The 14204-nt window shown below is 59.4% G+C and carries 11 protein-coding genes; 6 read left to right on the top strand and 5 right to left on the bottom strand.

All coding sequences use genetic code 11. The features are described from left to right. Positions 1 to 21: 21 nt before the first annotated feature. Positions 22 to 348, bottom strand: a complete 327-nt coding sequence (locus BBJ66_RS08170; protein ID WP_071086166.1) for an HlyU family transcriptional regulator — start codon at positions 346 to 348, stop codon at positions 22 to 24. 37 nt (positions 349 to 385) lie between these two features. After that, positions 386 to 1636, bottom strand: coding sequence for a threonine ammonia-lyase (gene ilvA, locus BBJ66_RS08175; protein WP_071086239.1), 1251 nt, complete (start codon positions 1634 to 1636; stop codon positions 386 to 388). 218 nt (positions 1637 to 1854) lie between these two features. Here ilvA and BBJ66_RS08180 point away from each other — a divergent pair, with 218 nt between their 5' ends. Beyond that, positions 1855 to 2211, top strand: coding sequence for a VanZ family protein (locus BBJ66_RS08180; protein WP_071086168.1), 357 nt, complete (start codon positions 1855 to 1857; stop codon positions 2209 to 2211). Here BBJ66_RS08180 and BBJ66_RS35605 read toward each other — a convergent pair. The 3 genes from BBJ66_RS35605 to BBJ66_RS08190 form a co-directional block, all read right to left on the bottom strand. Continuing rightward, entirely contained in the window at positions 2208 to 2339 is a 132-nt protein-coding gene (locus BBJ66_RS35605) for a hypothetical protein (RefSeq protein WP_257784959.1), read from the bottom strand. The two genes, BBJ66_RS08180 and BBJ66_RS35605, sit on opposite strands and share 4 nt — an antisense overlap. A 398-nt stretch (positions 2340 to 2737) precedes the next feature. Then, on the bottom strand, positions 2738 to 2956 hold the full coding sequence (locus BBJ66_RS08185) for a hypothetical protein (protein ID WP_049734210.1): 219 nt from the start codon (positions 2954 to 2956) through the stop codon (positions 2738 to 2740). Positions 2957 to 2982: 26 nt separating this feature from the next. Then, a complete protein-coding gene (locus BBJ66_RS08190; protein ID WP_071086170.1) occupies positions 2983 to 4914 on the bottom strand; it encodes a hypothetical protein in 1932 nt (643 codons plus the stop codon). A gap of 850 nt (positions 4915 to 5764) precedes the next feature. On the opposite strand from BBJ66_RS08190, the gene BBJ66_RS08195 reads away from it, so the two are divergent. The 5 genes from BBJ66_RS08195 (at position 5765) to BBJ66_RS08215 (ending at position 13356) form a co-directional block, all read left to right on the top strand. Next, positions 5765 to 6541, top strand: a complete 777-nt coding sequence (locus BBJ66_RS08195; RefSeq protein ID WP_049734208.1) for a competence/damage-inducible protein A — start codon at positions 5765 to 5767, stop codon at positions 6539 to 6541. 108 nt (positions 6542 to 6649) lie between these two features. Then, positions 6650 to 7492, top strand: coding sequence for a universal stress protein (locus tag BBJ66_RS08200; protein WP_049734207.1), 843 nt, complete (start codon positions 6650 to 6652; stop codon positions 7490 to 7492). A gap of 181 nt (positions 7493 to 7673) precedes the next feature. Beyond that, a complete protein-coding gene (gene gpt / locus BBJ66_RS08205; RefSeq protein ID WP_049734206.1) occupies positions 7674 to 8168 on the top strand; it encodes a xanthine phosphoribosyltransferase in 495 nt (164 codons plus the stop codon). 193 nt (positions 8169 to 8361) lie between these two features. Further along, on the top strand, positions 8362 to 8949 hold the full coding sequence (locus BBJ66_RS08210) for a hypothetical protein (protein ID WP_071086172.1): 588 nt from the start codon (positions 8362 to 8364) through the stop codon (positions 8947 to 8949). 591 nt (positions 8950 to 9540) lie between these two features. Beyond that, the gene (locus tag BBJ66_RS08215; RefSeq protein ID WP_071086174.1) at positions 9541 to 13356 is read left to right on the top strand and encodes a vitamin B12-dependent ribonucleotide reductase; all 3816 of its coding nucleotides are present in this window, start codon (positions 9541 to 9543) and stop codon (positions 13354 to 13356) included. Positions 13357 to 14204: the final 848 nt, after the last annotated feature.

Consider the following 14204-nt stretch of genomic DNA (forward strand, 5'->3'; position numbering starts at 1 on the left):
CCGATGCGGCGCATCCCGGTGTCAGACCTGGCGAAGCTTCTCGCCGTCGCCAAAGAGTGACGAACCATGCTGGTCGATGATCTGCTGCGCCTTGCGCACCGTGCATTCGAGCGCGTCATCGGAAGAGGAAAACAGATCGGCGCGGATGAAATTGCGCACCAGCACCTCGTCGCCAACCTTCTTTTCAATGCGGCCGGCTAGGCGATATTGGCTGCCTTCCCTACGCGGCTCCGCGTAGATCGTGCAATCGTTGTAAAGCTGCGGCTCGCCGGAACGGCCTGCCGCCTCCGAGGTCGGTTTGCCGCCGCCGGAGAACATCGAAAAGAGATTTGAAAGGAACGAAGCCATGATCCGCCTTTAGCACGATGACATTGTTTTCGCCAAGTCAAATGATCAGGTTGGCGAGGATCTCGTTTTCGGTGATATCCTCGTAACCCATGCCGGCGGCTTCGAAATTTCCGATCAGCCGGGCGAAATTCTCCGGCGCCTTGGTTTCGATGCCGATCAGGATCGAGCCGAAATTGCGGGCCGATTTCTTCAGATATTCGAAGCGGGCGATATCGTCGTCGGGCCCGAGCAGATTGAGGAAATCCCTGAGCGCGCCGGGGCGCTGGGCGAGCCGCAGGATGAAGTATTTCTTCAGCCCTGCGTAACGCATGGCTCTTTCCTTTACGTCAGGCAAGCGCTCGAAATCGAAATTGCCGCCGGAAACGACGGCAACGATGGTCTTGCCGCGGATCGCCTCAGCGTCCATCGCGGCGATCGCCGTCAGCGACAGGGCGCCGGCCGGCTCCAGCACGACGCCCTCGACATTCAGCATCTCCTGGATGGTGACGCAGATGGCGTTCTCCGGCATCAGTTGCACTTGGCTTGCCGGGAAATCGCGAAGGGCGGCGAAATTCAGGTCACCGATGCGGGCAACGGCGGCGCCATCGACGAAGTTGTCGACCTTGGCAAGGGTCGTCACCTGACCCGCCTCGATGCTGCGCCTCAGGCTCGGCGCGCCGGCGGGCTCGGTGAAGACAAAGGCCGATTTCGGCACGGTGCCGTCGAGATAACCGGTGATGCCGGCGGCAAGGCCGCCGCCGCCGACCGGCAGGACGACCATATCGGGCACCGTTCCCTCAGGCAGCTGCTGCATGATCTCGGCGGCGACGGTCGCCTGCCCTTCGATGATGTCGGCATGGTCGAAGGGCGGCACCATGACGCCACCGACCGCTTCGACATGGTCGCGTGCGGCCTGATAGCACTGGTCGAAGAAATCGCCGAACAGCCGGATGGTGATGAATTCGGCGCCGAACATGCGGGTCTTGTCGATCTTCTGCTGCGGTGTCGTCACCGGCATGAAGACGACGCCCGGCACGCCGAAATGGCGGCAGACATAGGCAAAGCCCTGGGCATGATTGCCGGCCGAGGCGCAGACGAAGGTCTTGCCGGAAGCGCCCTGCCCGATCGCCTTGCGGAAGAAATTGAAGGCGCCGCGGATCTTGTAGGAACGCACCGGCGACAGATCTTCGCGCTTCAGCCAGATATCGGCACCGTAGCGGGCAGAAAGATGGTCATTGAGCTGCAGCGGCGTCGCCGGAAAAAGGCTGCGCATTGCCGCTTCGGCGTTTTCGACATCAAGTCTTGTCACCAACGTGGTCCATTCCTAAAGATTAGCCGCCGCCGCTATGGCACAGGCCGACCGGCAAAAGAAAGCCCGCTCCGGTCATTTCCGGTTCGCTGACCGAACCGCTCACATCCTGATGCCGGGTCCAGCGTCAGGAAGCCTTTCTTAAGCCAATCGCGAAATCGGCGGCAGATGAACTGATTTTAACTGTCAATGCAAAGGCCTGCCAATTATATGGAACGATGATGATCTTCAAATTCGCAAAACCTGTGGCCTGGCTGCTGCTCGCCTTCATTCTCTTCGTCACGGTTTCGCCGATCGGGCTGAGGCCGGAGACCGTCACGACTGTCGATACCGACCGCGCGGGCGCTTATATTCTTGTCGGCCTCGCCTTTGCGCTCGCCTATCCGAAACAGTGGAAATTGGTGGCCGTGCTGCTGATCGCTGGTTCAGTCGCCATCGAATATCTGCAGTACCTCTCGCCGACGCGCCATCCGCGCTTGCATGATGCCGGCATCAAGGCAATGGGCGCCGCCCTCGGGCTGCTGGCCGGCTGGGTGATCAACAGGTGGCGCGAGACGGTGATTATCTCAGGTTAGAAACCGCGAAACTCCATGGCCCAGAAGAACAGCGGTATCGCAGCCGTCGCGGTTCCCAGAACAAGCGCGACACTGGTCTTGAAGATCCGGATGCGCCGAACCTTAGCCCCAGTCCAATCGTAAACCATCGCCTTACTCCCACAAGACAACACTTACTCAACCGCCGCGGCGCAATCCTTGCACCGAAAATGCTATTGTCAAGCGATGACATGCTTATATCCACGATATACGTGCATATTCAAACGGTATTATGAAGCTGTGTGGGCAGGAGGACACGAACCCGCATAACCGGAGCCAATAGTGCTTGCTGAGACCGCTGCACTTGATCGGCATCGGGAATGACTATGATTACATCAATATAGCGCAAGCTTATGCTCGACGGCGAGCAGGTCGACTTCCCGCTCGCCGTCTCGCACTTCTGCACAGATTCCCGAGATCGAAATCCAGATAAATCACAAATAATTCAAAGTGTTATAGCTTCCGTCACGAGCCTGAAAGACGCAACGGCGCGACAACATCATCACGTCTAGCCGTCATAATGGCCGGAGAACGCCGCTTCCGCAGACTTGACGGTGACAGCCACATTCACGCCTTTTGTCACCGTCGCGCCGGTGGCGCGAAGATCGGTTACCACTTTCAAGCCGCCCGCCTTGGGGACCGGGAGCGGCAGTACGGTGCCGGCGTCCAGATCGGCGACCCAGAGCCCGTCTTGACCTTCAACACTAATAACAACAACTGTAGCCATGTTTTGCCCTTTCTAACGATTGATGTTTAAAATCCAGCTTTCTTCAGGCCTTCACGATAAAGATCTTTATGCCACTGCTCTTTACTTGGAACTGCAGACAACCATTTGTCCACATCGAAGTCCGGATTGCCTTCACGAAACCTTCGTACGAAGATCCGCGCCTTGTCCTGATGACCCAACATGGCCCAACTTGCAGCGGACAACCTATCCGCTAAATTAGGATCGGCCATCTGCCCGATATAGTCCAGCGAAGCTTCGAATTCGCCCAGCGCATAGTTTGCTCCTGCAGCAGTCCAGAAATAGGTATCGGGACCGAGCGGGTTCAGCTCGATTGCCCGCTCGATCTTTCGCAAGGCCATGGCGGGGAGCGAACAATGAACCAGGGTGTCAGCGTAGTCGGCAATCACGTCGGCGTAGTGCGGCGCAAGGCTTTCCGCCACTTCCATTGCTTCGGCGCTTTCATCGAAGGCGCCCTGCAAGAGTTTGGCGACACCGAGCTCGCGATGGCCATCGGCGAAGTCCGAACGCATCCCGGTGGCCTGTTTTGCGAAGGTCTCCGCCAATTGTAAAAGATCGATATCCCCCCGCGCCGTCAGCAGCCATTCCTTGGAATAGGTCCGCGCCATCGAACTCAGCGCCGGGGTGAAATCCGGGCTTACGCTGAGCGCGGCTTTCATTTCCTTGCGCACGCGCCGCAGGTTCGGAAGCGTCAGCCGCGCCAGGTGCCGCCTGCCGACAAGATATCTGTGGTAGGCGACCGGGTTCAGATCTTCGCGCAATGCCTCATGACGCTCGATTTCACTGGACACGGAGAGGGCGATCTGGCGGGCAACCACTCTCCTGTCTCTGGCAAGATCCATCCGATCGAGGCTGAACCTTTCGGCCCAGACAATCTGATTCTGATCGAAAAAGATTAGCTGAGCGAACAGCGTCACTTCCTCGCCCATATTGCTGATCCGGGTGTCGAGGATATAGTTGACGCGATGCCGTTCAAAGAAGGCCTTCTGCGTCTCCACCTGATGGCCGATTTGCACCGCCGAATACGGGGCGATGACCTCCAGGCTGTTGAAGACGCAAAATCCGATCGTGATATCCTCCACCAAAGACGCTGCCAGAAAACCGGCTTGCGGCCGAACGGATTGATTCCTGGGAGGAAGCAGCACCAGGCGGGGAATGGCAATCCGGATATCTTCGGGCTCGAGGGGTAGAGCAGCCTCGAGTTTCGCCTGTGACGACACGGATGGCGGACGCAGGGATTTCGCGTCACCGCCATCGGATTCGCTGCGCGCGGCGACAGCTCTCGCCGTCGAGCTGCGCCGCTGTTCAAAGTAGCTGCGAAGGGATTCGACTTCCCCTTCCGCCTTGAAGATCCGTATGAGCAGTTGCAGTGTTTCCGGATCCTTCGGCTCGGTCCGAAACAGGATAACCGCGGCCTTCCTCAGGAGCTCGGATTCCTTTTGCGACGGGGCCAGTTGGGACGCCGTTCTCAAAGTATTGGCGAGAAGCTCGTTATGGAAATCTTCACGCTCGGCGAGCCAGCGCTGAAACTGACGGCTATGGTTGTGAACCGGCTCCAGAAAAGGCTGGTTCATCAGCGTCACCAGCTGTCTCAGCCGGGAGAACGGCTCAACCTCTTCCTCCTCGCCGTCGAGCAGCATGTCGGAAGACAGAGCCCCTTTGTCGAGGGTGAGCAAGTTGCCTTGAGACGAAAGGATGTTTACCCCGAGATCGTTTTGACGAGCCTTAATTCTCGAAATCACCTTCCGCAAAGTCGAAAGTGCAACATCCCTGTCACCTTCGCCCCATAGGAAGCGGGCCAGCGTCGTTCGATCCGCCGAAGCTTGCTCGGTTGTGAACAAATAGGCGAGAAGCAGCAGGCCTTTCTCAGGAAACGCGACAGCATTCCCCTCCCCGTCAACGAGCTGCAGCCTCCCGAAGGTCTTCAGAACAAAAGCCATTTCGCCCTATAAGTCACCACATGTCCCAACATTCATGATGAAAAAGTGCAATGCACGTATTGCAACAGTAAAAATCGCAAACGCTACCCCTGCCAGTACTTTGTCCCAATGTCCGGCGAAATTCAACAAGCTTGTGTCGCAAGGGTTGTGCTGAGTTTTTTTCGCCGGCTGGCATGAAATTCCGCAATCGACTGTCACGCCCTTGCATGGGCACAACGACAATCTGAAACTTCGTGACGCGCAGTTGCTTGCCGAAGCTTTGATCAGCGCCCGGATCGCCGCGTTACTCCGAGATTCAGCTGAACATTCCAAACGACCAGGTGATGGCAGGCGTCCAGACTTTGAAACGGAATCGCACCTCGCCACTGAATATCGGTTGAGAATGCCGCCTCTCTTTGTTAGCAGGGAGAACCACGCGGACGTGGTGGAATCGGTAGACACAAGGGACTTAAAACAAAATTGAGTGCACTGGCGGAAACGCCTGATGTAGAACTGCTCAAAGTCGGGGAAACCTGTCAGATGGCAATCCCGAGCCAAGCCCTGCAAGGGGAAGGTGTAGAGACTAGACGGGCAGCACCTAAGGCAGACGCTAGGGTGAAGGTATAGTCCAGACCACAAACGCCGGAAGGCGGCGGCGAAAGCCGTAGCGGTAAGAAAATCCCTCGGCCTAGGCTATGCGGGTTCGACCCCCGCCGTCCGCACCATATGCCGTTACAGATCCGGGCACCGACGAGCAGGCATGCGGCACCGCCGGCCTAAACCGCTTTGACGTCTCACCATCATGCTCGGCTGTTTGCAAAGCGGCCGAAGGGCGCTACCTATTGACCAGCCTCACATCACGGAACATCCCATGAGCCACGCCACCGTCGTCACCGCCGCCATGCTCGCCATCGGCGACGAACTTCTTTCCGGCCGCACCAAGGACAAGAATATCGGCCACCTGGCCGACCTGCTCACCCTTTCCGGCATCGACCTCAAGGAGGTGCGCATCGTCGCCGACGACGAGGAGGCGATCGTCGAGGCGCTGAACGCGCTTCGCGGCAAATATGATTACGTCTTCACGTCAGGCGGCATCGGGCCGACGCATGACGACATCACCGCCGATGCCATTTCCAAGGCGTTCGGGGTGCCCTGCGACTATGACGAAGAGGCGATGAGGCTGCTGGCCGATATGTACCGACGCCGCGAGATGGAATTCACCGAGGCGCGCCAGCGCATGGCGCGCATGCCGCGCGGATCCGTTCATATCGCCAATCCGGTGTCGACGGCGCCCGGTTTCATCATCGGCAATGTCCATGTCATGGCCGGCGTGCCGCAGGTTTTCCAGGCGATGGTCGACAATGTGCTGCCGACGCTTCGAACCGGCACGCCGGTGCTGTCGCTCGCCATCGCCTGCCCTTACGGCGAAGGCGAGATCGGCACGCCGCTGACGGCGATCCAGAAAGCCCATCCGGACACCAGCATCGGCTCCTATCCCCGCTATATCGGCCAGAAATTCTCGACCGAGATCGTCGTGCGCGGCCGCGCGCAGGCGGCCATCGATGCGGCCGGCGCCGAGGTGCAAGCCATGATCGACGCCATCCGCCAGAGGAAAGACATCGCCGAAAACCATTCCGCCGAGGCTTGAGGACAATGCCGGAACCGGGGACCAGGCTTGATCCCCGTCAAGGAACGGAAGAACGGTCCGGTGCATTCCTTCCCTCGCGCACGCCATTTCAGCGCAAGGAGAATTGATATGTCTTACAAAACCATTCTCGCCATTCTCGATACAGCAGACAATAGCAGCGCCGTTGCCGATTTCGCCTTTGCCATTGCCGCCGAAAGCGGCGCGCATGTGATCGGCCTGCATGCCGAAAACATCTCCGCCGTGCCGCTGGTGGCGCCGATGGAAATCCCCGATCCGGTCGCCGTGCAGGCGCTGCAGGACATGGCGCATAGCGAAACCCTCGCGGTGGAGCGGATTTTTCGCGCCAAGGCGGAAGCCTCAGGCGGCTCCTCCGAGTGGCGCAGCTTTGCGACCTCCATCGGCTACGGCTCCGCGCCGCTCATCGAAAGCGCGCGCAGCGCCGATCTGCTGATCGCCTCGCAGGCCGACCCGGCCAAAGCCTCAGACAGCCATGTCGACGTCGACAGCTTCCTATTCGAAACCGGCCGGCCGGTGCTGATCATCCCCTACATCATCCGCCAGCCGAAGCCGATCAAGCGCGTGCTGATCGCCTGGAACGGCTCGAAGGAGGCGGCACGCGCGACCTTCGACGCGCTGCCGATCCTCAAAGCCGCCGAAGAGGTCGAGATCTTTTCGGTCGATCCGGCCGACACGGCGCTGCAATCGCCGCTGACCGCAGGCGCCGAGATCGCCGCCACCCTTGCCCGCCACGGCGTGAAAACGACGCTGGCGACGGCCCGAAGCGTGGATAAGAACACTTCGCATGTCATCGAAAACCGGCTGTCGGACGACAGCATCGATCTTCTTGTCATGGGCGCCTATACGCATTCCTGGCTCTGGCAGATGATTTTCGGCGGCACGACGAGGACCTTGCTGCAATCGATGACGGCGCTGACGCTTTTGTCGCGTTGATCGGCTGCTCTTGCCTTTTGACGGCAAATTCCGTTAATTGCGGCGACCGATGAGGGCTTCGAGCCTCGGCCATAACTAGCGCAATGCAGCTCGCGCGTTTCTTGTTTTGCCGATCGCCGCCTCAAGCTCGTCCGGTCGCCGACAAACGGCGTGTCCTTTCTTCATGCCGCGGAGCAGCCCGATGTCCCTTCCCGATAAAGCCTTTCCCGTCTCCTGGGATCAGTTCCACCGCGATGCACGCGCCCTTGCCTGGCGGCTTGCCGGCCTTGACCAGACGTTCAAGGCGATCGTCTGCATCACCCGCGGCGGCCTCGTTCCGGCCGCGATCATCTCGCGCGAACTGAATATCCGGCTGATTGAGACCGTCTGCGTCGCCTCCTATCATGACTATGTCAACCAGGGCGACATGACGCTGCTCAAGGGAATAGCGCCCGAGCTTGCCGAAAACGGCGGTGAAGGCGTGCTCGTCGTCGACGATCTGACGGATACCGGCAAGACCGCCGTTCAGGTGCGCACCATGCTGCCGCGGGCCCATTTCGCCTGCGTCTATGCCAAGCCGAAGGGTGTTCCAACAGTCGATACCTTCATCACCGAGGTGAGCCAGGATACCTGGATCTACTTCCCCTGGGACATGGGCTTCACCTACCAGGAGCCGATTGCCAAGGGTCCGCGCTGAGCGCACAGATCGCAGCGCGCACCAATCGTATTTACCACTTGAAATTGTTCCAGTTTTTGTCGGCCGGGTTTGCTGAATCCGCTATCGGGATCTGCACATCTATTTTAACTTATTCGCATAAACTCGGCAGCTGCGAATCGCATCAAACTGCGCTTAAAGCGTGCAGTAAACGATGCGGTAGAAGGAAACGACGATGGCGCGGTGGGGATATGTTGCGGTGGTTGCCGTCGGGCTGGCGGCATGTCTGCCTCCGCTCGCGCCTACCCGCGCCGAGCCTGCCTATATTCCGCTGGTGCGCGACTATGTCGAGACGCGGATCCGGCCGATGGTGGAAACGCCGCTAGTGCTGAAAGCCATCGCCGAACAGAATGCCAAATTCACCGATGTCAGCGAAATCGACCTGCGGGTGCTTGACGAGACCTACCGGTCGGAGGTCGATCGGCACCACCTGCAGATGGTCCAGCTGCTGCTCGACAAATCCGTGTCGAATTACCTGAAAGCCAGGCAGGACGCCTCGCAGGGGGCGATCGTCGAATTTTTCGTCACCGACAGTCATGGGCTGAACGTCGGGCAAAGCACCATCACCGCCGACTACTGGCAGGGCGACGAGGAGAAATACCTCAGAACCTTCGCCGACGGCTCCCGAGAGATCTTCATCGACCGGGCGGAACGCAACCAATCCACCCAGATGCTGGAAACGCAGGCGAGCTTCGTCGTTATCGATGAAGAGGACAAGCCGATCGGCGTCGCCACCGTCACCATCGCCATCGATGCGCTCTGAGGAGGGCTGATTTCCGCGCCGAATCGGCATGCCGATTTGCACCGGAAATGCCATCACAAGATTTGCCGCCGGGCGCTTTTTTGCCGTTTCAGCCTTTTCCTTAGCCGACAGCGCCTGCAAGCCATTGTAATTTCAGGGCTCCCCGGCTTTCCCCAATCTTCACAGGCGCATCCACAAGATGTTGTGGTTAGCAATCAATTAACGGCCAGCCCTTGACGGAATCACCCGTTTCAAACTTACTGTCCCTGATGTTGCGGCGGCGACAGGACCGGAGGTAACGAGCCCGGTTCCCTATTGAAAATTAGGACGCGGAATCAAGGCAATGTGCCGGGAACGGTGTCAGGCCTGACAGGATCTCTGCGCGATTTTCAGCCTCCAAAAAAAGTGACGTCGGGACTGGCGATAATAAGCTGTTAATACTATATTTAGCGTTTGCAGCCACCATCACCACAAGATACAGGAAGGACATCTCCGGATGACACCCCTGTGACAATACGGAAACGAGACTGGCTGCACGACGACAAATGTGCCGCCGGATAGGAATTTTGCGCCCCGGTCGCGGGGACCGGGCGCCAACACGAGGTCAAGACCATGCGCATCGAACGTCGTTTCACGAAGGCCGGACAAGGCGCCTATGCGGATATCGAATTCCGCAAGGCGACGAGCGAGATCAAGAACCCCGACGGTTCGATCGTGTTCCGCCTCGAGAATATCGACGTTCCCGCGCAGTTCTCCCAGGTCGCGACCGACGTTCTGGCACAGAAGTATTTCCGCAAGGCCGGCGTCCCCACCCGGCTGAAGAAGGTCGAGGAAAACGACGTTCCCTCCTTCCTGTGGCGCTCCGTTCCCGACGATGCGGCGCTGAAGACCCTGCCGAAGGACGAACAGACCGGCTCCGAAATCGATGCGCGCCAGGTCTTCGACCGCCTCGCCGGCACCTGGACCTATTGGGGCTGGAAGGGCGGCTATTTCTCCTCCGAGGAAGATGCTGCCGCCTTCAAGGACGAGCTTGCCTATATGCTCGCCACCCAGCGCGTCGCGCCGAACTCGCCGCAATGGTTCAACACCGGCCTGCACTGGGCCTACGGCATCGACGGTCCCGGCCAGGGCCATTTCTATGTCGACCCCTTCACCGGCAAGCTGACCAAGTCCAAGTCCGCCTACGAACATCCGCAGCCGCATGCCTGCTTCATCCAGTCGGTCGAGGACGACCTCGTCAACGAAGGCGGCATCATGGACCTCTGGGTGCGTGAAGCGCGCCTGTTCAAATACGGCTCCGGCACCGGCTCCAACTTCTCGATGCTGCGCGGCGAAGGCGAAAAGCTTTCCGGCGGCGGCCGCTCCTCCGGCCTGATGAGCTTCCTGAAGATCGGCGACCGCGCCGCCGGCGCCATCAAATCCGGCGGCACGACGCGCCGCGCCGCCAAGATGGTGGTCGTCGATATCGACCATCCCGATATCGAGGAATATATCAACTGGAAGGTCAAGGAAGAGCAGAAGGTTGCTGCCCTCGTCACCGGCTCGAAGATCGTCGCCCGGCACCTGAAGACAATCATGAAGGCCTGCTTCAACTGCGAAGGCGGCGACAATGGCGATTGCTTCGATCCGGCCAAGAACCCTGCCCTGAAGCGCGAAATCCGCGCCGCCAAGAAGGATCAGGTTCCGGAGAATTACGTCCAGCGCGTCATCCAGTTCGCCCGCCAGGGCTACAAGGATCTCGAATTCAAGACCTACGATACGGATTGGGATTCGGAAGCCTATCTCACGGTCTCCGGCCAGAACTCCAACAACTCCGTCTCGATCAAGGATGACTTCCTGCGCGCCGTCGAAAATGACGGCGAGTGGAAGCTGACCGCCCGCAAGGACGGCCGGGTGATGAAGACGCTGAAGGCGCGCGATCTCTGGGAAACGATTTCCTACGCCGCCTGGGCGTCTGCCGATCCGGGCATCCACTTCAACACGACGATGAACGACTGGCACACCTCGCCGGCCGGCGGCCCGATCCGCGGCTCGAACCCGTGCTCGGAATATATGTTCCTCGACGACACGGCCTGCAACCTCGCCTCGCTGAACCTGCTGCAGTTCAAGGACAAGGCCACCAAGCGCATCAATATCGCCGATTACGAACACGCCGTTCGCCTGTGGACCGTCGTGCTCGAAGTCTCGGTGATGATGGCGCAGTTCCCGTCGAAGCGCATTGCCGAACTCTCCTACGAATACCGCACGCTCGGCCTCGGCTACGCCAATATCGGCGGCCTGCTGATGTCGTCGGGCATTCCCTATGACTCCACCGAGGCCCGCGCCATTGCCGGTTCGCTGACCGCGATCATGACCGGCATCTGCTATGCGACCTCGGCCGAAATGGCTGCCGAGCTCGGCCCCTTCCCGAACTTCGCGCCGAACCGCGAGAGCATGCTCAGGGTCATTCGCAACCATCGCCGCGCCGCTCACGGCGAAACCTCCGGCTATGAGGCGCTGTCGATCGACCCGGTCGCGCTGATCCATTCGGAAAACCCGGACCAGGATCTCGTCGCCCACGCCAAATCGGCCTGGGACAAGGCGCTCGCGCTTGGCGAACAGCACGGCTACCGCAATGCCCAGGTCTCGGTCATCGCGCCCACAGGCACGATCGGTCTCGTCATGGATTGCGACACGACAGGCATCGAGCCCGACTTCGCGCTCGTCAAGTTCAAGAAGCTCGCCGGCGGCGGCTACTTCAAGATCATCAACCGCGCCGTGCCCGACGCGCTGCGCACGCTCGGCTATTCCGAGAGCCAGATTGCCGAAATCGAGGCCTATGCCGTCGGCCACGGCAACCTGAACCAGGCGCCGGCGATCAATCCGTCGACGCTGAAGGCCAAGGGCCTGACCGACGAGAAGGTGGAAGCCGTCAACGCCGCGCTGAAGAGCGCCTTCGACATCAAGTTCGTCTTCAACCAGTGGACGCTCGGCGCCGACTTCCTGAAGGAGACGCTGAAGGTTTCCGACGAACAGCTCTCCGACATGAGCTTCAGCCTGCTCGACCATATGGGTTTCTCGAAGAAGGACATCGAAGCCGCCAACATCCATGTCTGCGGTGCGATGACGCTGGAAGGCGCGCCCTTCCTCAAGGCCGAGCACCTGCCGGTCTTCGATTGCGCCAATCCCTGCGGCAAGATCGGCAAGCGCTATCTCTCGGTGGAAAGCCATATCCGCATGATGGCGGCTGCCCAGCCCTTCATCTCCGGCGCGATTTCCAAGACGATCAACATGCCGAACGAGGCGACCGTCGAGGATTGCAAGAACGCCTACCTGCTCTCCTGGAAGCTTGGCCTCAAGGCCAACGCGCTCTATCGCGACGGCTCCAAGCTGTCGCAGCCGCTCAACGCCTCGCTGATCGAGGATGAGAACGACGAGGAAGCGCTGGAGGAACTGCTGCAGGCGCCGGTCGCCGCCCAGGCCGTCACCATCACCGAGAAGATCATCGAGCGGGTGATCGAACGGGTTTCGCGCGAACGCGAGAAGCTGCCGAACCGCCGCCAGGGCTATACCCAGAAGGCCGCCGTTGGCGGACACAAGGTCTATCTCAGAACCGGCGAATTCGGCGACGGCCGCCTCGGCGAGATCTTCATCGACATGCACAAGGAAGGGGCCGCCTTCCGTGCGATGATGAACAATTTCGCCATCGCCATCTCGCTCGGCCTGCAATATGGCGTGCCGCTCGAGGAATATGTCGAGGCCTTCACCTTCACGAAGTTCGAGCCGGCCGGCATGGTCATCGGCAACGACGCGATCAAGAACGCCACCTCGATCCTCGACTATGTCTTCCGCGAGCTTGCCGTCTCCTATCTCGGCCGTCATGACCTTGCGCATGTCGATACGTCGGATTTCTCCAACACCGCACTCGGCAAGGGCATCCAGGAAGGCAAGACCAACCTGCTGTCGACCGGCTGGACCCGCGGCTACAAGCCGACGCTGGTTTCAGGCACCGGCGGCGAACGCCAAGCGGGCGAACCCAAGGGTGCCGCCACCGCAGCCCCTGCCCGCGCCGCTTCCACCGGCACCGTCACCGCCTTTGCCGGCAGTGCGGCCCGCAAGCTGGAGCCGACCGTCGCCATCTCCACCTCCGAAATCGTTGCCTTCAAGCGCGATTACGAGGAGCGCGCCAAGGAATTGGCGGAAGAGATCGCCGAAGAGGTAACCGAGGAAATCACCAGCGACGCCACCGCCCTCTTCTCCGACAAGGCGGCAGCCGATGCGGCAACGGCGAAGACCGAAGCCAAGAAGGTGGAAGCCGAACGCCGCCAGCGCTCGATCATGCAGGGCTATACCGGCAACATGTGCTCGGAATGCCAGAACTTCACGATGGTGCGGAATGGCACCTGCGAGAAGTGCGACACGTGTGGGGCGACGAGCGGGTGCAGCTGATTGGGCTTATTGTTTCGGGGAGCTGACAGCTAAAACCGCGTGGTGTTAGCCAACCTACTTAATCAGGATTTTCCGGGCGCTTCGGCGTCCGGAATTTATATAGGAACAAACAGACAACAAAGAGGCTTGCCAAAAATCAGCATGCAAATGGCGCTCAGCACACCTTGAGCGTCCTCCGTTCTCGAAGGGATTGGCGATGGCATCTGTAAAGACATTTGGCTTCTCTTTTTTGCTCAGGTTGGTTTGCCTTAGTCCCAAACCGCAGAAACGGGCAGTCCGCGAACGACACAAACCTAGCAAAAGCGGGTTCGATTACCACCGAAGCCTCCGACTGCGAATTCAACAGATCACCTTCGAGGGACTGTCTGATGCACAGGTTTTAGCGTCAACGGATCAGATAACAAAAGCCCCAGAGCGAGCTTCGGCCAAACGAGGGCTCGAAAGATTTTTCAAATGGTGAGAGGACAATCCTGGCGCGCTGGCGACATGTCCTGCTCTCACCTTTTTGAGTCCCAGAGGCTTTTTCAAAGTAACCTTTCAACCCGACTTCCTGTTGGAACTCGACGGGCGGCGAACCGCTATTCATGTTTGGAATACTCAGCAGAAGCTGAGCGGTAATCTTGTACTAGCGGTATTGTGGGCCGTGGCGAGTCGGTTTCCACCTCAAAATCGGCCGGATGACTTCGCCGTACTATCTTTGCAAGACGGGAGGTTTTATCGCTGGTCGAACGCGACGAAGGAGTATGCCCTTCTTGGCGAAAATCTGCTCACAATGCTGGACACACAGTGCGAGTTGGCACGGACTGAACTTGGTCTGCCGGCAATTGGTTCAGAGGTGCCGCAACCGA

The organism is Rhizobium sp. RSm-3 (assembly GCF_001854685.1).
GTDB classification, from domain to species: Bacteria; Pseudomonadota; Alphaproteobacteria; order Rhizobiales; family Rhizobiaceae; genus Rhizobium; species Rhizobium ecuadorense.

Bases quoted from the DNA above. Each gene is read 5' to 3' on its own strand.
- BBJ66_RS08215 (WP_071086174.1), top strand. From the start codon at position 9,541: ATGCGCATCGAACGTCGTTTCACGAAGGCCGGACAAGGCGCCTATGCG.
- BBJ66_RS35605 (WP_257784959.1), bottom strand. From the start codon at position 2,339: ATGGTTTACGATTGGACTGGGGCTAAGGTTCGGCGCATCCGGATCTTC.
- BBJ66_RS08185 (WP_049734210.1), bottom strand. From the start codon at position 2,956: ATGGCTACAGTTGTTGTTATTAGTGTTGAAGGTCAAGACGGGCTCTGG.
- BBJ66_RS08180 (WP_071086168.1), top strand. From the start codon at position 1,855: ATGATGATCTTCAAATTCGCAAAACCTGTGGCCTGGCTGCTGCTCGCC.
- gpt (WP_049734206.1), top strand. From the start codon at position 7,674: ATGTCCCTTCCCGATAAAGCCTTTCCCGTCTCCTGGGATCAGTTCCAC.
- BBJ66_RS08170 (WP_071086166.1), bottom strand. From the start codon at position 348: ATGGCTTCGTTCCTTTCAAATCTCTTTTCGATGTTCTCCGGCGGCGGC.
- BBJ66_RS08210 (WP_071086172.1), top strand. From the start codon at position 8,362: ATGGCGCGGTGGGGATATGTTGCGGTGGTTGCCGTCGGGCTGGCGGCA.
- BBJ66_RS08200 (WP_049734207.1), top strand. From the start codon at position 6,650: ATGTCTTACAAAACCATTCTCGCCATTCTCGATACAGCAGACAATAGC.
- BBJ66_RS08190 (WP_071086170.1), bottom strand. From the start codon at position 4,914: ATGGCTTTTGTTCTGAAGACCTTCGGGAGGCTGCAGCTCGTTGACGGG.
- BBJ66_RS08195 (WP_049734208.1), top strand. From the start codon at position 5,765: ATGAGCCACGCCACCGTCGTCACCGCCGCCATGCTCGCCATCGGCGAC.